Source organism: Plantactinospora sp. CA-294935 (assembly GCF_050936445.1).
Lineage (GTDB): Bacteria > Actinomycetota > Actinomycetes > Mycobacteriales > Micromonosporaceae > Plantactinospora.
The window spans coordinates 463,197-485,983 of sequence record NZ_JBNJMU010000001.1; the positions used below are offsets into that span (position 1 = coordinate 463,197).

Below are 22,787 nucleotides of genomic sequence, written 5' to 3' on the forward strand. Positions count from 1 at the left end.
GGTACGACCCGATGCGCGGATAGTCCGGCCGGCGGTAGTCGTCGTCCACCCAGCCGTTGCGGGTGGAGAAGCGCCGGGCCCGCTCGTCGAAGTCCCGTCGTCTCCCGCCCCCGTCCCCGCCCGGCACGGTCCCGGGCCGGAGACGGGGGCGGTGGACGTCCGGCCCGCGACTCTATGCGGGCGCGGCCGGTGAGCGGGCGGCGAGCACCACGGCGGTACCGAGCAGCGCCGCGCCGAGCAGGCCGACCGGGCCGAGCCGGTCACCGAGCAGCAGCGCGGCGAGCATCGCACCGACCAGCGGCTCCAGCAGCGCCAACAGCGCCGCGGTGCCGGGCCGGACGGTACGCAGCCCGCGGAAGTAGAGCAGGTACGCCACCGCGGTCGGCCCGGTGCCCAGCGCGACCAGCAGCCCGAGGGCGACGGGACCGGGCGGGAAGCCGAGCCCCACCGTGCCGGCGGCCAGTGGCGCCACCAGCAGCCCGCCGAGGGTGAAGCCGTACCCGGTGCCGGCGAGTTCGTCGAGTCCCGGCACCGGTCGGGCCCCGACCAGGGTGATCGCGGCGAACCCGGCGGCGGAGACCAGCGCGAGCAGCGCGCTGGAGAGCACCGCGAGTGCCCCGAAGCCGCCGGCCGGCAGCCCGACCAGCAGCACCAGCCCGGCCACCGCCAGCGCGCAGGTTCCGGCGGTACGCCGGTCCACCCGGCGCCGGCCGGTGACCGCCTCGGCGGCGAGCACCAGCAGTGGTGCGGCACCGATGGTGACCAGGGTGGCGAGGCTGACCGAGGTCAGCGACACCGCGCCGAAGTAACAGACCTGGTAGAGCGCGGCCAGTGCGCCGAAGACGGCGATCCGGGTCCAGGCCGCCCGGCCGCGCGGCGGGCGGCGTCCGGTGAGGGCGAGGAAGGCCACGATCAGGATCCCGCCGACGCCCAGCCGGTATCCGGCGACCGCGACCGGGGAGAGCCCGGTGTGCCGACCCAGCAGGCTGCCGGTGAGCCCACCGGTGCCCCACAGGGTGCCAGAGACGATCAGAAACCACAGGCCGGCACCGGACCGGTGGCGCACGGCAGCCAGTGGTGCGGAAGAGGTGTGCATGAGGGTTCGCGCTCCTGCGACGAGGGGGGACGTGGTCGCGGAAGCGGGACGAGCCCAGGATCACCCGACAGGGAACAGCGCATCGGCCGGATCGGCGCGACGCGCTGGGGTTGTCGCCCCGCTCAGGAGCGCGGGGGCGGGGTGATGGGGAAGCAGCGGTGCACGGCTGGACTTTACCGGACCAGGACCGGGCCGCCCGCCGGTGATCCCAGCCGGCGGGAGACCCGATCCAGGTCGAAGTCCGGGTACGGCGTCAGGTCGTCGGGCCCTGCTCCGCGAAGCCGAACTGCACCGCACCCTGTGCGTCCACCGCGGCGTCCAGGGCCTTGTCGTCGAGGATCTGCGCGGCCTGCGGGTCGAGGAAGACCCGGGCCCCGTCGGCGTCCACCACCTGGTCACCCTGGGCGGGGCTCTCCGCCAGGGTGAGGTTGAGCGACCCGGCGGTGAGGTCGCTGGCGATCCGCAGGCCGGCGCCGTCCGGCACCTCCTGCTGTGCGGTCAGGTCCCGGATCACGAGTACGGCGTTCTCGGTCATGGTGAGCATGAGACTCCTCGTGGATTTTCGTGTGCTCGGCCCGTGCGCCCATCCGGCGGGCGTGCCCCGGGGCACCCGCGTCCGGCCAACTGGGCCCTACAGCGCGGCGGCCATCGGTCATGTAGCCAGCCCGTTCGTCTGGTCCACACGCTGCGCGGACCGGGCTGACGCCTGGGTACGGCCGGTGCACGTCGCGCCGAGCCCCCAACTCGTGGCGACAGGCCGTACTTGCCCTACGTTGCCGCTTCCAGCCCGATTCGTCAAATGCGGTGAGCCGCCCGGCGGGGCGTGTTAGGGGGTCTCCCTAGCCCGTTCGGCGGGACGTTCCAGCAGGTCAGCGCGGCATTTCGGCCGGAGCCGGCGCCGCGTCGAGCAGCCGCCTTATCTCTCGTACGGCGGACCGGCCGGCCCGGTTCGCGCCGATCGTGCTCGCCGACGGTCCGTACCCGATCAGGTGCACCCGGTCGTCGGCGACCACCCGGGTCCCGTCCATCACGATCCCGCCACCCGGCCCCCGCAACCTCAGCGGCGCGAGATGGTCGAGGGCGGCCCGGAATCCGGTGCACCACACGATGACGTCGGCGGCGAAACCGCTGCCGTCGGGCCAGACGACGCCGTCCGGGGTGATCCGGGCGAACATCGGCAGCCGGTGCAGCAGGCCCTGTGCCCGCATCCGGCGCAGTTGATCCGTCCACACCAGACCGGTCGCGGCGACGACGCTGGCCGGCGGCAGTCCGGCCCGGACCCGGGCGTCGACCCGGGCCACCGCGGCCCGACCCCACTCCGGGGTGTACGCACCCTCGACGATCACGGGCGGCCGTCGGGTGACCCAGCGGGTCCCGGCGGCGACCGTGGCGATCTCGTCCAGCAACTGGAGGGCGGAGGTGCCGCCGCCGACCACCACCACCCGGCGGCCGGCGAACTCGGCCGGTCCCCGGTAGTCGGCGGTGTGCAACTGCCGGCCGGCGAACGACTCCTGGCCGGGATAGTACGGCCAGAACGGGTGCCGCCAGGTCCCGGTCGCGTTGACCAGCGCCCGGGTACGCCACCGCCCGGCGTCGGTCCGCACCTCCAGTCGGCCGTCGTCCCGGTCGTGCACCCCGGTCACGTTCACCGGGCGGTGCACCGGCAGGCCGAACTCCCGCTCGTACCCGGCGAAGTAGTCGGCGACCACCTCGGCGGCCGGCCGGTCCGGGTCGACCTCGCCGAGCGCCCGGCCGGGCAGGTCGTGTACGCCGTGCACGGCGGACATCCGCAGCGTCGGCCAGCGGTCCCGCCAGGCGCCGCCCGGTCCGTCGCCGCCGTCCAGCAGCACGTAGCCGGTCTCCGGCGCGAATCCGCTCCGGCCGAGGAAGTAGCCGGCGGAGAGTCCCGCCTGACCGGCCCCGATCACCACCACGTCCACGTCCCGACCGCTCACCTCCGAGGCAACCGCGCCGGACGGCCGATCCGTACCGGGAACGGAGGTTCCGTGGGTCACAGTTCGATGCAATCATCTAGCCATGCGGATGCGTAGATTTTCGCCACGCCTGGCCGCCCGGTCGGCACTCGTCTTCATACTCGCCGCCGGCACGCTCGGCGCACCGACGCTGGGCGCGGGGCCGGCCAGCGCCGCCGAGCCGGATCCGACGATGAACGACGCGGTCTTCAACCGGCCGACCGGCGCGGCCACCCAGCAGAACGCGATCTTCATCCAGCTCGCCCGGATCATCGACCGGGTACCGGCCGGCGGCGAGATCCAGATGTCCTGGTTCGGGTTCGGCGTCACCGACGTCACCGACTCGGAGACCACTCCCGACCTGCCCGGACGACTGCTGAACGCGCACCAGCGGGGGGTACGCGTCAAAATCATCCTGGATCACGAGCAGGTCAGCCAGCGGCCGTACCAGCGGCTGCTGCCGGTGCTCGGCAGCAACGACACCGCCGGGTCGTACATCGTGCACTGCGCCGACAAGTTTCCCAGCGCCGACCGGGGCTGCATCGGCACCCGCCGGATCGACTACACCGACTCGTCGGTGACGGCCTACAACCACAACAAGTTCCTGATCGCGTCCAGCATCGTGCTCAACAACGGCTCGACGGTGTCCAACGTGGTCTTCCAGGGTTCGGCGAACCTGGGCTGGTGGGACGCGAACGAGGCGTACAACAACGGGCTGACCTTCAGCGACGCCACCACCTACCAGGCGTACCGGCAATACTTCGCGGACCTGCGGTCGTACCGCTACGACTCGGCCGGCAACAACAACTACTACTGGGGCACCCCGACCGGCACGACGTACCGGGCGTACTTCTTCCCCCGGCGGGAGCGCTCCGGGCAGCCGGTCGGCGACCCGGCCACCGACACCATCGTCAGCGTGCTCGACTCGGTCGCCTCCTGCTCGTACGACGACGACGGCACCCGCCGGCAGACCGACATCCGGGTCAACATGTTCTCGTTCAACCGGCCCGAGGTGGCCAGGAAGCTCACCGCGCTGCGCAACGCCGGCTGCTGGGTCGACGTCGTCTACAGCGAGGCGAACGCCGGGGTGCTGAACGCGCTGGGCAGCAACGTCCAGCTCACCCGGTGCAACTACAACGTCGGGCCGGGCCGGGACATCCGGACGCACAACAAATACATGATCATCGACGGCGCGTACGACGACGACATCGTGCCCCGGGTCTTCACCGGCAGCCACAACTACAACGTCTCCGCGCTGCGCCAGGCCGACGAGGCGATGCTGCGGGTGATGGGCCGGGGCATCCACGACGACTACCTCGGCGACTTCTGGCATGTCCGGGACACCTGCCGGGCCAACGGCGGCGCGATCCGCTGAGCCGGTGCACCACCGCGATCCCCGTGATCCGGGAAGATCACGCCGGGCCGGAACGCCCGGAGCACCGTACCCTGATCACGGGGATCACCTACGAGGAGGTCGGCGATGAAGCTGCCGCAGGGCGTCCAAATCACCGGACCGATGAACGACCGCTACCAGGAGATACTCACTGGCGAAGCGCTCGACTTCGTGGCCCGGTTGCACCGGTCGTTCGACGGCCGCCGCCGGGAACTGCTGGCGTTGCGCGACGACCGGGCGGCGGCACTGGCCGCCGGCGGCACCCTCGACTTCCTGCCGGAGACGGCGGAGATCCGGGCCGCTGACTGGCGGGTCGCCGAGCCGGCGTCCGGGCTGGTCGACCGGCGGGTCGAGATCACCGGGCCGACCGACACCAAGATGACCATCAACGCGCTCAACTCCGGCGCCAAGGTCTGGCTCGCCGACCACGAGGACGCCAACACCCCGCTCTGGCCCAACGTGATCGAGGGGCAGCTCAACCTCCGGGACGCGATCGCCCGCAAGCTGGAACTGCGCACGCCGGAGGGGAAGCACTACCGGCTGCGCGACGGCGAGCTGGCGACCATCGTGGTCCGGCCGCGCGGCTGGCACCTGCCGGAGAAGCACATCCTGGTCGACGGTGAGCGCACCTCCGGCAGCCTGGTCGACTTCGGCCTCTACTTCTTCCACTGCGCCCGGCCGCAGCTCGACGCCGGCTCCGGCCCGTACTTCTACCTGCCCAAGTTGGAGAGTCACCTGGAGGCGCGGCTCTGGAACGACGTCTTCTCGGCCGCCCAGGACCGGCTCGGCATCCCGCGCGGCACGATCCGGGCCACCGTGCTGATCGAGACCTTCCCGGCCGCCTTCGAGATGGACGAGATCCTCTACGAGCTGCGCGAGCACTCCGCCGGGCTGAACGCCGGCCGCTGGGACTACATGTTCAGCGTGATCAAGAAGTTCCGTACCCGGGGTGCCGACTTCCTGCTGCCGGACCGGAACGCGGTGACGATGACCGCGCCGTTCATGCGGGCGTACACCGAACTGCTGGTCCGGACCTGTCACCGGCGCGGCGCGCACGCGATCGGCGGGATGGCCGCCTTCATCCCCAGCCGGCGGGACCCGCAGGTCAACGAGACCGCCCTGGCCAAGGTCCGGGACGACAAGACCCGGGAGGCGAACGACGGCTTCGACGGCTCCTGGGTGGCCCACCCCGATCTGGTGCCGGTCTGCCGCGAGGTCTTCGACGGCGTACTCGGCGACCGGCCGCACCAGCTCGACCGGACCCGCGCGGAGGTACGGGTCAGCGCGGCGCAACTGCTCGACGTGGCGGCCACCCCCGGCGCCCCGACCGAGGCGGGACTGCGCAACGACGTCAGCGTCGGCATCCAATACCTCGCGAGCTGGCTGGCCGGCTCCGGCGCGGTCGCCATCTTCAACCTGATGGAGGACGCGGCGACCGCCGAGATCTCCCGCTCCCAGGTCTGGCAGTGGCTGCACAACGACGTCACGCTGGACACCGGCGTCCGGGTGACCCGGGAGCTGGTCGAGCGGATCGCCGACGAGGAGATCGCCAAGCTCGGCACCGACCCCGGCCGGTACGCCGAGGCACGCGGGCTGTTCATGGAGGTCGCCGTGGCGGACGAGTTCGTCGACTTCCTCACCCTGCCCGCGTACGAGCGGATGCCCTGAGCCGGACACACCTTGACGACGACGAACGGAAGCGGCGAAGAAGTGCCCTGAGACCCGACGCGTGGCGGCCGAGGCGCGCAGTGGCGCCGGCCACCGCGCCGCGCTGAGACCGGAGGTCGACGATGCCCCGACCCCAGATCGAGAGGTTGGCCGCCGAGCTGCGCGGCGCCCTCGGCGACGAGCAGGTGATCGACGACCGGGCCCGGTTACGGACCTACGAGTGTGACGGGCTGGCTCAGTACCGGGTCGTGCCGGCGCTGGTGGTGCTGCCGCGGACCGCCCAGGAGTGCGCCCTGGTGGTCCGGGCCTGCGTGGCCGCCGGGGTGCCGTTCGTGGCCCGGGGCTCCGGCACCGGGCTCTCCGGCGGCGCCCTGCCGCACGCCGACGGGGTACTGGTCGTCACCTCCCGGCTGCGCACCATCCGGGACGTGCTGCCGGCCGACGAACGGGCCGTGGTCGAGCCGGGCGTGATCAACCTGGCGGTCACCCGGGCGGCCACCCCGTACGGCTACTACTACGCCCCGGACCCGTCCAGCCAGCAGATCTGCTCGATCGGCGGGAACGTCGCGGAGAACTCCGGCGGGGCGCACTGCCTGAAGTACGGCTTCACCACCAACCACGTGCTCGGGTTGCAGGTGGTCACCCCGGACGGCGACCTGGTCCGGCTCGGCGGGGCGGCACCGGACAGCCCCGGCTACGACCTGGTCGGCGCCTTCGTCGGCTCCGAGGGCACCCTCGGGATCGCCACCGAGGTCACCGTCCGGCTGGTCCGGCTGCCGGAGTCGGTGCGTACCCTGCTCGCCGCCTTCGCCAGCACGGACGCGGCCGGTGCGGCGACCTCGGCGATCATCGCCGCCGGGGTGGTGCCGGCGGCGGTGGAGATGATGGACGCGCTCGCCATCGAGGCGGCCGAGGCGGCGGTGCACTGCGGCTATCCGGCCGGCGCGGGCGCGGTGCTGATCGTCGAACTGGACGGCCCGGCCGCCGAGGTCGAGGCGCAGTTCGCGGAGGTGGAGCGGCTCTGCCGGGCCAACGCCGCGTTCGAGATCCGGATCGCCGCCGACGACGCCGAAAGGGCACTCTTCTGGAAGGGGCGCAAGTCGGCGTTCGCCGCCGTCGGCCGGATCAGCCCGGACTACATCGTGCAGGACGGGGTGATCCCGCGTACCGCGCTGCCGGAGGTGCTGCGCCGGATCGGCGAACTCGCCGCCGAGCGCGGAATCCGGGTGGCGAACGTCTTCCACGCCGGAGACGGCAACCTGCATCCGCTGGTCCTCTTCGACGACGCGGTGCCCGGGCAGGCCGAACGTGCCGAGGAACTCTCCGGCGCCATCCTCGACCTCTGCGTCGCGTACGGCGGGTCGATCACCGGGGAGCACGGCGTCGGGATGGACAAGGCGAAGTACCTGCCCCGGATGTACACCGACGACGACCTGGACACCATGCAGTTGCTGCGCTGCGCCTTCGACCCGCGCTCGCTGGCCAACCCCGGCAAGATCTTCCCCACTCCCCGGCTCTGCGGCGAGGTGCCCGGCCGGCACAGGGGCGCGCATCCGCTCCAGGAGGCCGGCATCGCGGAGGTGTTCTGAGCCATGCCCGGACCCGACACCACCAGCGCACACCTCGACGCGCTCCGGGCCGCGATCGCCTCGGCCGGTGACGACGACCCGACGACGCCCTCCGGCACCCGCCCGAACGGTGCCCGCCCGGCCGGCACCGGGCCGGACGACCACCGTTCGGCCCGCGACAGCTCGACCCGCGACGGCGCGGCCGGGGCCGACTTCGAGCTGGTCCGGCCGGCCGGGGCCGACTTCGAGCTGGTCCGGCCGGCCGGGCCGGCGGACGCGGTCGGCGGCGTACCGGCCCGGATCGTCGCGGCGCCCGGCTCGACCGCGCAGGCGGCGGCGCTGCTGCGGGCCGCCGCCGGACTCGGGCTCAGCATGGTCTTCCAGGGCGCCGGCAGCAGGTCGGACTGGGGCAACCCGCCGCGCAGCCTCGACCTGGTGGTGCAGACCCGGCGGCTCACCGGAGTGGTCGAGCATGCCGCCGGCGACCTGATCGCGGTGGTCCGGGCCGGGACCCCGCTGGCCGAACTCCAGCACGCGCTCGCCCCGGCCGGGCAGCAGTTGGGGCTGGACGATCCGGTCGGCGGCGCCACCGTCGGCGGCGCGGTCGCGTGCAACGGCAGCGGCCCGCGCCGGATGCTCTACGGCACCGTGCGGGACCTGCTGATCGGGGTCACCCTGGTCCGCGCCGACGGGGTGGTGGCGCACGCCGGGGGCAAGGTGGTGAAGAACGTCGCCGGCTACGACCTGGGCAAGCTGGTCACCGGGGCGTACGGCACGCTCGGGCTGGTCACCGAGTGCGTGTTCCGGCTGCACCCGGTGCCGGCCGCCCGGTCGTACGTCCGCTGTCGCACGGCCGGTGCCGGGGTGCACGGCGTCGAACGGGTCGGCCGGCTGCTCGACACGGTGCTCGGGGCCCAACTGGTGCCGACCGCCCTGGAGGTCGAGGCGCCACCCGGCGGCGGTTACGAGACGGTGCTGCTGCTGGAGGGGACTCCGGCCGGAGTGGCCGGCCGGGCCGAGGCCGCCGCCCGGCTGCTCGGCGCCGACGCGGCGCACACCGAGGAGGCGCCGCCCTGGTGGGGACGGTACCCCTGGCAGCCCGGCGACACCGGGCTCAAGCTCACGGCGGTGCTCTCCGGGGTACCCGACCTGCTGGCCGCGGCCCGGGCGGCGGGTGACCGGCACGACGTGCCGATCGGGGTACGCGGCTCGGCCGGCACCGGAGTCCTCTACGCCGGTCTGCCGGCGGCGGCCCCGCCGGACCGGGTGGCCCGGGTCGTCGAGGAGCTGCGCGGAGCGGCCACCGAGGCCGGTGGGCACGCCGTGGTGCTGACCGCGCCGGACCGGGTCCGGGACCGGGTCGACCTGTGGGGGCCGGTGGAGGGGCTGGAGCTGATGCGCCGGGTCAAGCAGCGGTTCGATCCCGAGGCACGGCTGGCGCCCGGACGCTTCGTGGGAGGAATGTGATGACGTCACCCGACCCGCTCCCGCCCGGATCTGCCGCAGCCGGCGCCAGCCCGCCGGCACCCGAGGCGCCGTCGCCGGGCGGTACCCGGCCGGCCAGCGCGCCCCGGGACGTGCTCGGGCTGCTCGGGCCGGCGTCCGGCGGGCCCGCCTTCGACGGGCACCGGCCGCCGCCGGCCGACCTCGTCGCCGACTGCGTGCACTGTGGATTCTGCCTGCCCACCTGCCCGACGTACGTGCTGTGGGGCGAGGAGATGGACTCGCCCCGGGGCCGGATCCACCTGATGCGGCAGGGACTGGAGGGCGAACCGCTCAGCGACTCGATGGTGGGGCACTTCGACGCCTGCCTGGGCTGCATGGCCTGCGTCACCGCCTGCCCCTCCGGGGTGCGCTACGACACCCTGATCGAGAACACCCGGCAGCAGGTGGAGCGCCGGCACCGCCGACCCGCCCGGGAGCGGGCGCTCCGGGCCGCCATCTTCGCGCTCTTCCCGTACCCGAAGCGGCTGCGGCTGCTGCGCGGACCGCTGCGGGCGTACCAGGCGGTCGGGTTGCGCGCTCTGGTGGCCCGGACCGGGCTGCTGCCCCGGCTGGCGCCGACGCTGGCCACCCTGGAGTCACTGGCGCCCCGGCTCACCCGGGCGCCGAAGCCACCCGACCGGGTACCGGCGTACGGGCCGCGCCGGGCGGTGGTGGGGATGCTCACCGGGTGCGTGCAGAGCGCCTTCTTTCCCGGGGTGAACGCGGCGACGGCCCGGGTGCTGGCCGCCGAGGGCTGCGAGGTGGTGATCAATCCGGGCCGGCAGGGCTGCTGTGGCGCGCTGAGTGTGCACAACGGACGCGAGGCGGAGGCGCAGGCGTTCGCCCGGAACCTGATCGACGCCTTCGCCGACACCGGCATCGACTACTTCGTGGTCAACGCGGCCGGCTGCGGCTCGTCGCTGAAGGAATACGGCCAACTGCTCGCCGACGACCCGGCCTACGCCGAGCGGGCTGCCGGGTTCGCCGCCCGGGTACGCGACCTCGCAGAACTCCTCGTCGAACTCGGCCCGGTGGCCCGGCGACACCCGCTGCCGGTCAGCGTCGCCTATCACGACGCCTGCCATCTCGGGCACGCCCAGGGGGTACGCAGTCAGCCCCGGGAGCTGCTGCGGGCGATCCCCGAACTGGAGTTGCGGGAGATCGCCGACCCGGAACTCTGCTGCGGCTCGGCCGGGGTGTGGAACATCCTCAACCCGGAGCCGGCGGCCCGGCTCGGCGAGCGCAAGGCCAGGGACGTGCTCGCCACCGGCGCCCGACTGCTGGTGACCGCCAACCCGGGCTGCCTGATGCAGATCACCGCCGCCATCCCCCGGCTCGGTGGTACGGCCCCGGTCGAGCCGGCCGGCGGGCCGGGCGCGGCCGGTGGGATCGCCGTGGCGCACACCGCCCAGGTGCTCGACGCCTCCATCCGGCGGCTCCCCGTCGACCGGCTGCTCTCCACCCGCTGACGGGACCGGACGTGCGGTCAGCCCTGGTAGAGCCGGCGGGCGTACTCGGCGCCGTAGTAGCGCTCCAGCTCCTCCAGCGATTCCTCGGTCTGCTGGACCCGCTTGACGATCTGCGGCTGCGGCGGCAGCGCCTCCGGATGCCAGGTCTCCGGCCGCCACAGCGACGACCGCATGAACGCCTTGGCACAGTGGAAGAAGATCTGTTCGATCTCGACGACCAACGCCAGGATCGGCCGGTGCCCCTTGACCACCATCTGGTCGAAGAACGGCGCCTCCCGGACCAGCCGGGCCCGGCCGTTGATCCGCAGCGTCTCGCCCCGGCCGGGGATCAGATAGATCAGCCCGACGTGTGGGTTCGCCAGGATGTTGAGGAAGCCGTCCGCGCGCCGGTTGCCCGGCCGTTCCGGAATGGCGATCGTGGTGTCGTCGAGCACCAGGGTGAAGCCGGCCGGGTCGCCCTTGGGCGAGACGTCGCAGTTGCCGGCCGGGTCGGCCGTGGCCACCAGGCAGAACGGCGCGGCGGCCAGCCACTCGCGGTCGATCTCGTGCAGTCGTACCCGCTCCTTGGTCACCGCCCGCGGCATCGGCTCGCCGAGCAGCTCCCGCAGCTCGGCCTCGGATGTGACCTCGACCAGCTCCGCCGGCCCTGTCATGCCCACCTCCCGCGTCGGTGACCCACCCCAGCCGACGACTTCCCGCCAGCGTCGTGAGCCGGGACTTATCCTACGAGCTTCGGCAGCACCTCGGCGGCGATGAGTTCCAGGTGGTCGAGGTCGTTGAGCTCGGTCAGGCGCAGGTGCACCCGGGTGGTGCCGACCTCGGCGAACTCGCCGATTCGCTCGACGAGCTGGGCCGGCGAACCGGCCACCGGGTCCTCCGGTGGCAGGGCGCTCTTCTCGTGCAGCGGTGCGAGGCGTCGCCGTACCTCGGCATCGGTCCGTCCGATCGCCACCACGATTCCGGCGGACAGGACCAGCGGATCACGGCCGGTTGCCCGGCGGTCCAGCCGGTCGCACGCCTCGCGGACCCGCTCGTACGCCTCGGCGGTCTCCTCGACCGTCCGGAATGGCATGTTGAACTCGTCCGCGTACCGGGCGGCCAGCTCCGGTGTCCGCTTCGGCCCCCGGCCACCGACGATGATCGGCGGCCCTGGCGTCTGGATCGGTTTGGGCAGGCCGAGGGCGTCCTGTAGCTGGTAGTGGTCGCCGGCGTAGCTGAACCGGGAACCGGTCGGAGTGCTCCACAGTCCGGTGACGATGGCGAGCTGTTCCGCGAGCCGGTCGAACCGCTCGCCCACGGTCGGGAACGGGATCCCGAGCGCGCGGTGTTCCCGCTCGTACCAGCCGGCGCCGATGCCCAGGTCGACCCGGCCGCCGCTCATCTGATCGACCTGGGCGACCAGCACGGCGAGCGGGCCGGGTAGTCGGAACGTGGCCGAGGTGACGAGCGTGCCGAGCCGGATCCGCGAGGTCTCCCGGGCCAGGCCGGCGAGGGTGAGCCAGGCATCGGTAGGGCCGGGTAGCCCGGGGTCGTCGCCCATCGCCTGGTAGTGATCCGCCCGCAGCCAGCCGTCGAACCCGGAGTCCTCGGCCAATCGAGCCATCCGGAGCTGGTCGTCGTAGCTGGCGCCGCGGTGCGGCTCGGTGAAGATCGCTACGCGCATGTCATGCCCCTCCCGCCCGGCGGCGCCGACGCCTCCCGCGCCATCGGCGGGCAGCAGTCCGGTAGTGGTTCACGCCATGGCAACCCGGCGCGCAAAGATTAGCCCCGTTCGCTGGTCCAGTGAACCTTTTTCCACCTCCCCCTGCGGTCGGACGAACCGCAAGGTCGGACGCGGTGCGTGAGCGCCGCGCGGTTCAGGTCGAAGAAGGTCCAGTGTGGCATCGCGCGGGCGTGGACCGGACCTCGCAGGCGGAGTGGCTTTCTCCTACGCTGTACGCGGACTCTCCCGCCTTCCCCGCCCGGCCGTGCCTCCGCCAAGCTCCCGTACTCAACCCCCCACTCCGGACGGTCGGGCACCGCCGGATCGAAAGGAAGGTTCTCGTGAGACTCGCGCGTACGACCGCAGTCGCCGCTCTGGCCACGACGTTGCTGCTCACCGCCGCCTGCTCGGACTCGTCCGGGGACGGCACCGACGGCGGCGACTCAGGCTCCATGGAGAGGGTGGCGTACCTGACCAGTTTCGGGAACTTCGGGCGTGACGCGTACGCCTGGGTCGCCCTTGAAAAGGGGTACTTCCGGGAGGCTGGGATCGAGGTGGACATCAAGCCCGGCAACGCCACCGCCGAGAACCTCAAGATGATCGCCGCGGGGCGGGCCGCGTTCAGTCCGGTCGACCTCACCGGGCTCCTTCTCGCCGCCGGGCAGGGACAGACGAAGGACGTCGTCGCGGTTGCCGCCATCCAGCAGAAGACCATGGCCGCGATCATGAGTCTGGAGGGGAACGGAATCGCCGTCCCGAAGGACCTGGAGGGCAAGACCCTGGCCGACAGCCCCAGTTCGGTTGTCCGGAACCTGTTCCCGACGTACGCCAAGCTCGCGGAGATCGACGGGAGCAGGGTCAAGTGGGTCAACGGCACCCCGCAGACCCTGATCGGCACGCTGGCCGGCGGGGGCGTCCAGGGCATCGGGCAGTTCGTGGTCGGCAAGCCCACCGTCGAGGCCGCCGCGAAGGGCAGGAAGGCGGTCGTGCTGCCGTACAGCGACGTCATGCGAGACCTCTACGGCAACGTGCTGGTCACCTCCAAGAGGATCGCGACGGAGAATCCGGACATGGTCAAGCGGTTCACCGCTGCCCTGCTCAGGGGGCTGGAATACAGCATCGCGAACCCCGAGGAGTCCGGGGAGATTCTCCACAGGAACGTGCCGGCCGCGGCTGCCGCGCCGGCCGCCGCCGAGTTGGAGCTGATGGCCACGTACGTGGCCTCGGAGACCGGAATCGGCGGGATCGACCTGGGCCGGGTGGCCGGCAGTATCGCCCTGTTGGAGACCGCCGGGTCGATCCCCCCTGGTGTGACGCCGGAGCAGATCGTCGACGCCAGCCTGACGCCGAAGCCCTGAAATGGTCGAGGTGCGATCCGAGACGGCCGCGACCCGGGACCGGCGCAGCGCCGCCCGGGTGGCGGGCGCCGGGGTGTGGCCCCTCCTCGGGCTGCTGCTCGCGATCGCGACCTGGTGGCTCGTCACCACCGCGTACCCGCTCGTCCACCCGGCGGTCCTGCCGCCGCCGGCCGATGTTCTGGCCGCGTTCCGTCGCAAGCCGGGAGAGCTACTCGACGGCACCTGGACCACCACTGCGGAAACCGTGATCGGTTTCCTGCTCGCCACCGCCGCGGGAGTCCTGATCGGCATCTCCCTGGCCGCCTCACGCACGACCGAGCGGATGTTTTCGCCGCTGCTCGTGGCCGTCAACGCGGTCCCGAAGATCACTATTGCGCCGCTGCTGGTCATTGCCCTGGACTTCGGTCAGAAGCCGATCCTGACCATGGTCGTCCTGCTCGCGTTCTTCCCCATCGTCCTGGCCACGACGACCGGACTCACCACCACCCCCGCGGACCTGGCCGAACTGGCCAGGTCCCTGGACGCCTCGCGCTGGCAGGCATTCTCCAAGGTTCGGTTCCCGGCCGCGCTGCCACAGGTGTTCATCGGTCTGAAGGTCGCCATGCCGCTGGCGGCCATCGGCGCCGTCCTCGGTGAGTTCTACGCCGCGGACGGCGCGGGGCTGGGCTTCCAGATCCTTCAGTACAGCGGGGTCGCCGACAGCGCGACCGCCTGGGCCGCGATCATCCTGGTCGGAGCCATGAGCATCGTGCTCTACTACGCCCTGGTCGCCATCGAGTGGTTGGCCCTGCCGTGGGTACGGGAGACGACCTCGGCCCGTTGAGCGCCCGTCACCGGCCCACCGCCGAGGAAAGGCCCCCTCTATCGCCTTCTGCCTAAGAAGGGACCTCTCCTGACACCTCAGAAAGTGATCAGCGGGTCACCGATGAAGTCGGCGATGAAGTTGACGAAGAAGAAGCCGAAGAACAGCACGTTGAGCACCAGCAGTACGTAGTGCCAGGGACGCGGCCGCGCCGGCCGGGGCAGCCGGCTGTTCAGGTAGATCAGCAGGAACGGATAGAGCAGCGCGCCCAGGTTCGACATGTTGGCCGACCACTGCACCAGGTTCACCGGCACCGCCAGGTGCAGCACCACTGAAATGATCACGAGCAGCAGCAGCATGAACGGGTAGTAGAACTTGCGCGGGTCGCCCTCCAGCAGCCGGCGCAGTCGGGGACTGGTCGCGTGCGCGGCGTCGGTGCTCACCCGCACCATTCCCTCGAAGATGCCGAGCTGGGTGCTGAACAGCACCAGTACGCCGATCAGCAGCATGCCGTAGAACATCAGTGGGCCGTAGTCGGGTTCGAGGGCGGTGGCCACGAAGGTCGGTACGTTCGACGCGGTCGGCACCTCGCCGGAGAGCTGCACCGCCTGCGCCATCAGGATGGTGGGCAGCAGCATGCCGAGCATCGCACCGACGAAGAAGATCCCCCACATGTCGATGAGCAGCAGCCGGTACCAGCGCCGCCACCGGGCCGCGTTCGCCGGGTTGTCCGGGAAGGTGACCCCGGTGGCCAGCAGTTCCCGCCGCTCGCCGCGCAGCCCGGAGATGTACCCGGTCCGGAAGCCCATCCCGTAGCCCTTGTCCCGGTAGTGGCCCATCACGTACCAGTTGAGGCCGGAGACGAGTGCGGTGAACCCGGCCAGCCCGCCGAGCTGGGTGGCGGTGATCCCCTCCGGCGGCGCGGCCGGGGTGACGAAGCCCCGGATCCCCTCCCACCAGATGTCCCAGGGCACCACCAGCAGCGCCACCACCAGCAGGGCGAGCAGGACGGTACTGACCATCACCCAGTTGGCGAGTTCGAGGGCCCGGCTGATCCGCTTCGCCCCGGCGGCGATCAGGAAGACCAGCACCAGCAGGGCGATCGCCCAGAGCCGTGGCTCCTCCGCCCCGGACGGCGGGGCTTCACCGTGCACCAGCGCGTACATGCCCTGGCCGGCCGAGGCCGCCCATCCCCCGGCGATGAACGCGAAGATCACCAGGAACACCGAGAGCGGCACCCAGAGCAGGTAGCCGGGCGGCACCCGCCCCCAGCCGACCACCGGAGCCTCGCCGGTGGCCATCACGTACCGGGAGCACTCGATGTTGTAGAAGGTCTGCAGCACCGCCGAGATCAGGATGACCCAACCGACTCCGACGAAGCCGAACTGGCCGACCGCCTGCGGGCCGAGCAGCCACTCGCCGCTGCCGATCGAGATGCCCAGCGCGATCAGGCTCGGGCCGAGGGCGTACTTGACCAGCTCTCGGGGGCCGAGCCTGCGGACCTTGAAGACCTCCTCGGGCTCGGGAAGGTCCGCCACGGCGAGCGGGGGACGGCTGGCGCCGAGTGGATAGGAGTGGACATCCGGGACCTGTGTCGCTTCCGCCATGAGATGCCTCCTTGGAAGATCCCCCCGGGCATCAATCGTCATCCATCGGAAACGGGTAAGCAATAATCGATCTCTGTCAGCACGCTCCTGGATAGGTCAATCCTGGATCAGACAGTCGACCCGGTTGGTCGACTGGTCGGGGTCGTACCCGGTGCCGCGCCCCGGACCGGTGACCGAGGGGTCGAACCCCGGTCCGGGGCGGCCCTGCCCGGTCAGGGGGCGATGCGGAGTCGCCGGATCGCCGCGTCGTCGTACTCCTCGAACCGGAAGCGGAGCCCGGCGAACGGGCTGCCGGGGAAGTCTCCGGTGATGGTGGCGGTGACCACCGTCCCGGCCGGGGTCTGCTCGACGTCGGTGATCTCGTAGCTGACCAGCGGCACCTGGCCCCGCCAGCGGCGGATCTCGGCGATGCCGTGGTACGTCTTCCCCTCGTCCTCGACCACGGCGTCGTCGGCGAACAACCCGAAGTAGGCCTCGGTGTCCCGCTGCGAGGCGTACGCGAAGTACCGGCGGATGATCTCGGGGACGGCGTTGGCACTGGTCACGATCGGCCTCCTGAGTTACTTTCGAACTAGAAGCTAGTAGCTTCTACACTAGCACCAGCTCATCAGCGACCCGACGGGAGACAGACCGGTGGCAGGCAAGATCAGGCTTGAGGACCGCGAGTGCCCGCTCTCCACCGCACTCGGGCACGTCGGCGAGTGGTGGACGCTGCTGATCCTGCACGACGCCTTCGACGGCTACACCCGGTTCGACCAGTTCCAGGCGAACCTGAAGATCTCGTCCAGCATCCTGACCAGCCGGCTGAAGACCCTCACCGACAACGGTCTGCTGCGGCGTCGCCGCTACCAGACCCGCCCGGACCGTTACGAGTACGTCCTCACCGACCTCGGCCGCAGCCTCCGGCCGGTCGTGGTCACGCTGGCCGCCTGGGGCAACTCCCAGCTCCGCCCCGAGGAACGCAGCATGATCCTGGTGGACCGGGAGACCGGCGTAGAGGCCGACCCGGTGGTGGTGGACCGGGCCACCGGCCGCCGGCTGGACGGCGACGACTTCGTCTTCGCCGCCGGCCCCGCCGCCAGCCCCGCCATGCGATCCCGGTACGCCGACCCGACCGCACGCCGCCCCGCCCCGCGCCCCCGGGACTGAGCGCACCGGTCCGGGCGGAATCGGAGGTAGCACAGACGGGGCAACTCGACAGCCTCCGCCGGAAGGGGTCGCCCCGCCGCGCGGGCGGCCGTCAACTCCGGGTACGCCGCCGGTAGGCCAGCACTCCGGCGAGCAGGAATCCCACCTCGGAGACCAGTACGGCCGGCCCGGCCTTCCCTCGCCGGAGGGAAGCAGTCCCGGTGCGGAACCACTGGTGCGGGCGGGACACGACCACCCCAACGAGACTCCCGAGAACGGGCATTCCGGACCACAGCCGTTACCACGATCCCTAGCCTGGAGGTGCGGGTTTGTCAGGAAAGGGGACCGAGCCGAGACTCATCGGTGGCCGAGATGCCTCATCGAGCAAGCAGAACGTCACACGGTATCCAACGGTCCGAGCAGTGGGAGCAGCCAACGCCCCGGCGGATCGGCAGAGAATCCCGGGCCGCGCCCGCCGCACTGCCGATGCCCCGGACCGGACGGGCGCTCGCCTGGCAACTCCTCAGCACCCTCGCCCTGCTCGCCGCGCTGGTCTGGATCGGCCGCGCGCACCTGCGGGCCGGCCGCCCCGACACCTGGCTGCTCAGCCCGCTGGACGGCCTCGCCATCGCCATCGGCGGCGACGGGCCGCACCCGATGCGGCAGCGACTCGGGCTGCTCCTGCTGGCCCTGATCTGCTTCGCCGCCTGGCGGCACCGGCGCCGGGTCCGGCTCGCCTACCGGCCCGGGCCGGTGGACGTGCACGAGTTCACCGACGCCACCCCGGACCACAACGCCCCGGTCGACGACCTGAAGAGCCAGTTCTGCCAGCGGCTCTCCGAGACGCACATCTATCCGCCGTACGCCGGACCCGCCGACCCGCCGCCCGAGACCTTCCTCGACGTGGCCAGCGGGGTGGACCCGCGCAGCGGCAACCCGCTGGTCATGCTGCTCCAGATGCTGCCCCGGCTCTGGCCCAGGATCGGCTACCGGGTGACCGGGGTGTTGCAGGTCCGGGCCCAGGAACCCTGCTACGGCGTCTCCGCCACCGTCACCTCGTTCCTCGGCGGCGGCCGCAGCGCGATGACCACCCAGTGGGGCGGCACCTGGGAGGAGGCGACCCGGCGGACCGCGTACTGGGTGCTGGCCACGATCCTGCCGGTGACCCGGCTGGGCCGGGCCGCGCCGTGGCGGAACTGGCACGGCCGGGAACTGCCGGCGGCACTCTTCGCCGCGTACAACAAGGGCAAGGAGTTGCAGGACCGGCGGCAGTTCGACGAGGCGCTGCGCTACTACGGCGAGGCGCTGGGGCTCGACCCGTTCAACGCCGACCTGCGGATGATGGTGGCCAGCGTGCAGGAGGAGATGGGGCTGTTCCTGGAGGCGCTGGACACGTACCAGTCGGCACTGGTGCTGCGCGAGCAGGGCGGCTGGTACGACGACCACGTCTGGACCACCCGCGCCGACCGGCTCCGCCACCTGCCCCGGCACCTGCTCGGCACGCTGCGCTACCTGCGCCGCCGGCCCGACTCGATCAAGCTCCGCTACCAGTACGCCTGCACCCTGGCGTACACCGAGCGGACCGTGCACCAGTGGTTCAAGCAGGACGGCGTCGGCGACCGGGAGAAGGTACGCCGCCAGATGCGGCAACGCCTGGAGAAGGCGTTCGTCGACCGGTACTGGCCGGTCGTGGTGACCTTCGTCGACGCGCCCGGTGAACCGGCCGCCAAGGAGTGGCTGCGCCGGGTGCTGCGGGAGTTCCCGGAGGCGACCCGGGTGGTGTTCCAGGTCGCCGCCGCCCAGGAGCTGTACCGGCTGCGCGAGGACACCGTGCTCGCCTGGTTCATCCGGGCCACCCGGTCCGAGGTGACCCACTCGGCGCTGCTGCTGCTCCGGGACGTCTGGGCACCGCTGCGGCTGGCGAAGGCGTGGCACGACTGGGCCGCCGCCGGCTGGCAGCCGGCGCACCGTCCCGCCGCGACCGGGCCGGCCGGGCGGTCCGCTGACGGTGACGGCCGTGGGCCGGCCGATGACGGCGGAGGACCGGCCGATGACAGCCGAGCGCCGGCCGGCCCGTTCGACGACGGTGGCTGCCTCGCCGGCTGGTGGCGGCGCGGCCCGCGTACCCGGGCCCGGGCGCTGAGCCGGGAGTGGCCGTGCGGGGGCGTACTGCTGGACCGGGCGATCCGGCGGGCGCAACACCGGCGGTGGCCGAGACACCACCTCCGGTCGTTCGACTTCTACAACGCGGCCTGCACCTATGCCTTCGCGCTCAAGGGGTACTTCCCGGATCTGGAGCGGACCGCTCCGGCGTACCTGTCGGCGGCCGGCCGGGCGCTGTGGCGGGGCCGCCGGCTGATCGCCGACGCGCTGCCGCTGGCGTACCCGCCCCGCTGGCACCGCCGACCGGCCGCGCCACCGGCCACCCCGACCGGTCCGGTGGCGCCGGAGCCGACCCCGCACCCGCTGCCCCCGCCGGTCGCGCCGCTGGTGACGAAGGCCGTGGAGCAGCTACGGGCCGCGCTGGCCTGCACCGAGAGCGGGGTCGCCGCCGACCGGCTACGGCGGTGGATCCTGAGCAGCGAGCCCGATCTGGCGCCGCTGCGCCGGTTGCAGGACTTCGGGTACTTCGAGGAGGAGGTGTACCCGAGCCTCAAGGTGGTGCTGCCGCGCCCGGACAAGGTGATCAACTCCCGGATGTCGGCGTACGCCAAGGAGCTGCTCTGCCAGGGTGCCGTACTCCTCGAACAGACCTGGCACGACCGGGCCCTGCCGCCGCAGACCGCCGACCCGCACCAGCTCATCCGCTGGCTCGACCTGGACGCGGAGACCTGGGACACGCTCTGCCGGATCGCCCTGGACCACGCCCGGTACTGGCGGGACCGGGCCGAGTTCATCCGGCTGCTGCGCGAGGCGGTCGACCCGATCCGGATCGCCGAAGCCCGGTTCCCGCCGGCCATCCCGCGCTACGACGACCTCTGCCTGGCCGGCGCCGACCGGCTGGTCGGGGACGGCAGCCGGACCGAGGAGAACATCGAGCGGCTGGCCCGGCACAACATCGCGCTGGTGGACCGCCGGCTCAACGCCATCTACCAGACCGTCGCCGAGCACGCCGGGGACGGCAGCCTGCGCGCCCGGCGCCGGCTGGCCGAGCTGGACTACCGGGGCGAGCCGCTGCGCGGCGACGAGGCACAGGGCATCTGCACCCGGCAGGCCGGGCGGTGGCACCAGGTCGCCGAGCGGATGCGGGAGACCGGCCCGGTGGTCGACACCAGCGGCCTGGACGTGTTGCGACTCCAGGAGCGCTGACCGGTGCCGGCCGGGGCGCGGGTCAGACCAGTTCGGCGTCGTGCACGAGCAGGGCCACCTGGACCCGGTTGGTCAGCTCCAGCTTGGTCAGCAGCCGGGAGACGTACGCCTTCACCGTCGCCACGCTCATGAACAGCGCGGCGGAGATCTCCGCGTTGGACCAGCCCCGCCCGATCGCGACCGCGACCTCCCGCTCCCGGGCGCTCAGCCCGTCGAGCAGGCGTACCGCGCGGTCCCGCCGGAGGTCGGCGTCCCGCCGGGCCGGCGTACCCGCGCCGGTCACGTGCGCGATCAGCTTGCGGGTGACCGTCGGGGAGAGCGTCGCCTCGCCGGCCGCGACCCGGCCGATCGACGCGACGATCTCGACCGGCGGGGTGTCCTTGAGCAGGAAGCCGCTGGCACCGGCCCGCAACGCCCGCAGCACGTACTCGTCGACGTCGAAGGTGGTCAGCACCAGCACCTCCGGCGGGTGCGGCAGCCGGCGCAGCGCCTCGGTGGCGGCCAGCCCGTCCATCCGGGGCATCCGGATGTCCATCAGCACCACGTCGGGGCGGTGTGCGGCGACCGCCGGCAGCACCTCGCTGCCGTCGGCCACCTCGCCGACCACCAGCAGCTCCGGCACACCGCCGAGGATCATCGACAGCCCGGCCCGGACCAGCGCGTCGTCGTCGACGATCAGCACCCGTACCGGACCGGCCGGCGGCTCCGGCTGCGATCCCGGAACCGGATCGACGTGTCCCCCGCTCACGATGGCCACGGTAGCCAGGCCGCCAGCCGGAAGTCACCCGAGTCGGTACGCCCGTGCTCCAGCCACCCGCCGAGCAGTGCGGTCCGTTCACCGAGCCCGACCAGGCCGGTGCCGGTACCCGGGATCCGGGGTCCGGCCGGCTGGCCGACCGGCCACCGGTTGCGTACCTCGACGCTGAGCCCCAGCCCCGGCCGTCCCCGCGCGGTCACCAGCACAGTGGTCCCCGGAGCGTGCTTGCGGGCGTTGGTCAGCCCCTCCTGCACGATCCGGTACGCCCCGCGCCCAAGCCCGGCCGGCGCGGTCTCCGTGGCGGTCAACTCGGTACGCAGGTCCACCCGCATGCCCGCCTCCCGGGACTCGGCCACCAGGGCCGGCAGGTCGTCCAGGGTCGGCTGCGGCCGCTCCGGCGCCCGGGCCGGCGGAACGGGCGGGTCCGGCTCCCCGGCGGCCGGCAGCGGCACCGGCGGATACGGCGGGTCCGGCGGGTACGCCTTCGGCGCCCCGCCCCAGCCGTCGGATACCGGCGCCGGCTCGACCGCCTGCTCCTGCTCCGCCCCGCCCTCCGGCGGGTCCTCCCGGAGCACACTGATCACCTCGCGCAGGTCCTGCAACGCCTGGTGCGCGCTGGTCCGGATCACCCCGGCCGCCCGGGCGATCTCCTCCGGCGGCGCGTCGGGCCGGAACTCCAGCGCTCCGGCGTGCAGGCTGAGCAGCGAGATCCGGTGCGCCAGCACGTCGTGCATCTCACCGGCGATCCGGGTCCGTTCCAGCCGCCGGGCCGCCTCGACCCGCAACCGCTGCTCCGCCTCGGCCCGGTACGCCCGGTCCCGCCAGGAGAGCACGAGCTGCCGCCGGGCCCGGATGAACATCCCCCAGGCCAGCACCGAGGCGGTCAGTACCCCGCTGAGCGCCATCCCGATCCACGGCCCGTCGGTCGGGTCGGGATTGCGGTACTCGTAGAGCACCGCGACCCCGAGGTGTGCCGCGACCAGCGGGCCGGCCACCGAGAGCGGGCGGTGCACCACCAGGGTCAGCAGGATGATCAGCGTGGCGATCCCGGACGGGGTGGAGAAGAGCGCCACCGGCAGGGCGACGGCGGCCAGCGCGACCGGCCAGCGGCGGCGTACCCAGAGCGCGAGGCAGAGCGCGGTGCTCAGTACCGCGTCGATCGCGACCGCGAGTTCCGAGTCGGCCCGGTCCGCCACCAGGGTCGGCTGCGGGCTCAGCACGTCCCAGAAGGCGATGAACGCGTATCCGGAGGCGATCAGGAAGCAGATCGTGTCGACGATCCAGTCCCGGGTCGACCGGCGGGGCCGGGGCCGGCCGGTGGCCGGGTCGGCGGTCAGGGTGGCCGGCAGCAGCCAGGGATGCTCGGGGCGCGCCGCCACACCAGTCATCTGCCAACTGTACGAACCGGCGCCGGCACCGGACACCGACCAAAGTCGAGGTCTGGAAGTAGCCGAAGGTCGCCGGCCATGGAC

Annotated in this window: 19 protein-coding genes; 9 read left to right on the forward strand and 10 right to left on the reverse strand. The window is 72.4% G+C overall.

The genetic code is table 11. The annotated features are described in order from the left end of the window. Positions 1 to 172 precede the first annotated feature (172 nt). The 3 genes from ACQEVC_RS02135 to ACQEVC_RS02145 form a co-directional block, all read right to left on the reverse strand. Positions 173 to 1,096 carry a DMT family transporter gene (locus tag ACQEVC_RS02135; protein ID WP_432872825.1) on the reverse strand — a complete coding sequence of 308 codons (924 nt, stop codon included), beginning with the start codon at positions 1,094 to 1,096 and terminating at the stop codon, positions 173 to 175. Positions 1,097 to 1,349: 253 nt separating this feature from the next. Beyond that, the gene (locus ACQEVC_RS02140; protein WP_432872827.1) at positions 1,350 to 1,640 is read right to left on the reverse strand and encodes a HesB/IscA family protein; all 291 of its coding nucleotides are present in this window, start codon (positions 1,638 to 1,640) and stop codon (positions 1,350 to 1,352) included. 325 nt (positions 1,641 to 1,965) lie between these two features. Next, a complete protein-coding gene (locus tag ACQEVC_RS02145) occupies positions 1,966 to 3,051 on the reverse strand; it encodes an NAD(P)-binding domain-containing protein (RefSeq protein WP_432872829.1) in 1,086 nt (361 codons plus the stop codon). 82 nt (positions 3,052 to 3,133) lie between these two features. Here ACQEVC_RS02145 and ACQEVC_RS02150 point away from each other — a divergent pair, with 82 nt between their 5' ends. From ACQEVC_RS02150 to ACQEVC_RS02170, 5 genes are all read left to right on the forward strand, one after another. Beyond that, the gene (locus ACQEVC_RS02150; RefSeq protein ID WP_432872831.1) at positions 3,134 to 4,444 is read left to right on the forward strand and encodes a phospholipase D-like domain-containing protein; all 1,311 of its coding nucleotides are present in this window, start codon (positions 3,134 to 3,136) and stop codon (positions 4,442 to 4,444) included. 105 nt (positions 4,445 to 4,549) lie between these two features. Further along, positions 4,550 to 6,130: a malate synthase A gene (gene aceB / locus ACQEVC_RS02155; protein WP_432872833.1), complete on the forward strand. Its 1,581-nt coding sequence runs from the start codon at positions 4,550 to 4,552 to the stop codon at positions 6,128 to 6,130. 122 nt (positions 6,131 to 6,252) lie between these two features. After that, positions 6,253 to 7,719: an FAD-linked oxidase C-terminal domain-containing protein gene (locus ACQEVC_RS02160; RefSeq protein ID WP_432872835.1), complete on the forward strand. Its 1,467-nt coding sequence runs from the start codon at positions 6,253 to 6,255 to the stop codon at positions 7,717 to 7,719. A gap of 3 nt (positions 7,720 to 7,722) precedes the next feature. Next, the gene (locus ACQEVC_RS02165; protein ID WP_432872837.1) at positions 7,723 to 9,165 is read left to right on the forward strand and encodes an FAD-binding oxidoreductase; all 1,443 of its coding nucleotides are present in this window, start codon (positions 7,723 to 7,725) and stop codon (positions 9,163 to 9,165) included. Then, positions 9,165 to 10,652: a (Fe-S)-binding protein gene (locus tag ACQEVC_RS02170; protein WP_432872839.1), complete on the forward strand. Its 1,488-nt coding sequence runs from the start codon at positions 9,165 to 9,167 to the stop codon at positions 10,650 to 10,652. The genes ACQEVC_RS02165 and ACQEVC_RS02170 overlap by 1 nt, the downstream gene beginning before the upstream one ends. A gap of 17 nt (positions 10,653 to 10,669) precedes the next feature. Here ACQEVC_RS02170 and ACQEVC_RS02175 read toward each other — a convergent pair whose 3' ends face one another. Together ACQEVC_RS02175 and ACQEVC_RS02180 are read right to left on the reverse strand one after the other, a co-directional pair. Next, positions 10,670 to 11,305 (reverse strand): pyridoxamine 5'-phosphate oxidase family protein, encoded by a 636-nt coding sequence (locus tag ACQEVC_RS02175; RefSeq protein WP_432872841.1) that lies wholly within the window; start codon positions 11,303 to 11,305, stop codon positions 10,670 to 10,672. Between the two features lie 65 nt (positions 11,306 to 11,370). After that, entirely contained in the window at positions 11,371 to 12,315 is a 945-nt protein-coding gene (locus ACQEVC_RS02180; RefSeq protein WP_432872843.1) for an LLM class F420-dependent oxidoreductase, read from the reverse strand. A 380-nt stretch (positions 12,316 to 12,695) separates the two neighbouring features. Between ACQEVC_RS02180 and ACQEVC_RS02185 the strand changes: the two genes are divergently transcribed. Together ACQEVC_RS02185 and ACQEVC_RS02190 are read left to right on the forward strand one after the other, a co-directional pair. Continuing rightward, on the forward strand, positions 12,696 to 13,712 hold the full coding sequence (locus ACQEVC_RS02185; protein ID WP_432872845.1) for an ABC transporter substrate-binding protein: 1,017 nt from the start codon (positions 12,696 to 12,698) through the stop codon (positions 13,710 to 13,712). Between the two features lies 1 nt (position 13,713). Beyond that, positions 13,714 to 14,535 carry an ABC transporter permease gene (locus ACQEVC_RS02190; protein ID WP_432872847.1) on the forward strand — a complete coding sequence of 274 codons (822 nt, stop codon included), beginning with the start codon at positions 13,714 to 13,716 and terminating at the stop codon, positions 14,533 to 14,535. Positions 14,536 to 14,612: 77 nt separating this feature from the next. Here the strand turns inward: ACQEVC_RS02190 and ACQEVC_RS02195 are convergent, their stop codons facing one another. Both ACQEVC_RS02195 and ACQEVC_RS02200 read right to left on the reverse strand, forming a co-directional pair. Beyond that, complete coding sequence (locus ACQEVC_RS02195; RefSeq protein WP_432872849.1) at positions 14,613 to 16,121, reverse strand: Nramp family divalent metal transporter; 1,509 nt, start codon at positions 16,119 to 16,121, stop codon at positions 14,613 to 14,615. 212 nt (positions 16,122 to 16,333) lie between these two features. Next, positions 16,334 to 16,666 (reverse strand): nuclear transport factor 2 family protein, encoded by a 333-nt coding sequence (locus tag ACQEVC_RS02200; protein ID WP_432872851.1) that lies wholly within the window; start codon positions 16,664 to 16,666, stop codon positions 16,334 to 16,336. An 88-nt stretch (positions 16,667 to 16,754) separates the two neighbouring features. Here ACQEVC_RS02200 and ACQEVC_RS02205 point away from each other — a divergent pair, with 88 nt between their 5' ends. Further along, entirely contained in the window at positions 16,755 to 17,270 is a 516-nt protein-coding gene (locus ACQEVC_RS02205; RefSeq protein ID WP_432872853.1) for a winged helix-turn-helix transcriptional regulator, read from the forward strand. Between the two features lie 91 nt (positions 17,271 to 17,361). Here the strand turns inward: ACQEVC_RS02205 and ACQEVC_RS02210 are convergent, their stop codons facing one another. Further along, positions 17,362 to 17,505, reverse strand: a complete 144-nt coding sequence (locus ACQEVC_RS02210; RefSeq protein WP_432872855.1) for a hypothetical protein — start codon at positions 17,503 to 17,505, stop codon at positions 17,362 to 17,364. A gap of 230 nt (positions 17,506 to 17,735) precedes the next feature. Here ACQEVC_RS02210 and ACQEVC_RS02215 point away from each other — a divergent pair, with 230 nt between their 5' ends. Then, on the forward strand, positions 17,736 to 20,558 hold the full coding sequence (locus ACQEVC_RS02215; protein ID WP_432872857.1) for a hypothetical protein: 2,823 nt from the start codon (positions 17,736 to 17,738) through the stop codon (positions 20,556 to 20,558). A 22-nt stretch (positions 20,559 to 20,580) separates the two neighbouring features. On the opposite strand, the gene ACQEVC_RS02220 is transcribed toward ACQEVC_RS02215, so the two are convergent. Both ACQEVC_RS02220 and ACQEVC_RS02225 read right to left on the reverse strand, forming a co-directional pair. Continuing rightward, positions 20,581 to 21,324, reverse strand: coding sequence for a response regulator transcription factor (locus ACQEVC_RS02220; protein ID WP_432890954.1), 744 nt, complete (start codon positions 21,322 to 21,324; stop codon positions 20,581 to 20,583). Next, complete coding sequence (locus tag ACQEVC_RS02225) at positions 21,303 to 22,703, reverse strand: sensor histidine kinase (protein ID WP_432872859.1); 1,401 nt, start codon at positions 22,701 to 22,703, stop codon at positions 21,303 to 21,305. Before ACQEVC_RS02225 ends, ACQEVC_RS02220 begins: the two co-directional genes overlap by 22 nt. Positions 22,704 to 22,787: the final 84 nt, after the last annotated feature.

Excerpts from the sequence above, each read along its gene's own strand:
- ACQEVC_RS02135 (WP_432872825.1), bottom strand. The coding sequence starts at position 1,096 with ATGCACACCTCTTCCGCACCACTGGCTGCCGTGCGCCACCGGTCCGGT.
- aceB (WP_432872833.1), top strand. The coding sequence starts at position 4,550 with ATGAAGCTGCCGCAGGGCGTCCAAATCACCGGACCGATGAACGACCGC.
- ACQEVC_RS02150 (WP_432872831.1), top strand. The coding sequence starts at position 3,134 with ATGCGGATGCGTAGATTTTCGCCACGCCTGGCCGCCCGGTCGGCACTC.
- ACQEVC_RS02215 (WP_432872857.1), top strand. The coding sequence starts at position 17,736 with ATGCCCCGGACCGGACGGGCGCTCGCCTGGCAACTCCTCAGCACCCTC.
- ACQEVC_RS02180 (WP_432872843.1), bottom strand. The coding sequence starts at position 12,315 with ATGCGCGTAGCGATCTTCACCGAGCCGCACCGCGGCGCCAGCTACGAC.
- ACQEVC_RS02160 (WP_432872835.1), top strand. The coding sequence starts at position 6,253 with ATGCCCCGACCCCAGATCGAGAGGTTGGCCGCCGAGCTGCGCGGCGCC.
- ACQEVC_RS02170 (WP_432872839.1), top strand. The coding sequence starts at position 9,165 with ATGACGTCACCCGACCCGCTCCCGCCCGGATCTGCCGCAGCCGGCGCC.
- ACQEVC_RS02140 (WP_432872827.1), bottom strand. The coding sequence starts at position 1,640 with ATGCTCACCATGACCGAGAACGCCGTACTCGTGATCCGGGACCTGACC.
- ACQEVC_RS02190 (WP_432872847.1), top strand. The coding sequence starts at position 13,714 with ATGGTCGAGGTGCGATCCGAGACGGCCGCGACCCGGGACCGGCGCAGC.
- ACQEVC_RS02165 (WP_432872837.1), top strand. The coding sequence starts at position 7,723 with ATGCCCGGACCCGACACCACCAGCGCACACCTCGACGCGCTCCGGGCC.
- ACQEVC_RS02195 (WP_432872849.1), bottom strand. The coding sequence starts at position 16,121 with ATGGCGGAAGCGACACAGGTCCCGGATGTCCACTCCTATCCACTCGGC.
- ACQEVC_RS02175 (WP_432872841.1), bottom strand. The coding sequence starts at position 11,305 with ATGACAGGGCCGGCGGAGCTGGTCGAGGTCACATCCGAGGCCGAGCTG.
- ACQEVC_RS02225 (WP_432872859.1), bottom strand. The coding sequence starts at position 22,703 with ATGACTGGTGTGGCGGCGCGCCCCGAGCATCCCTGGCTGCTGCCGGCC.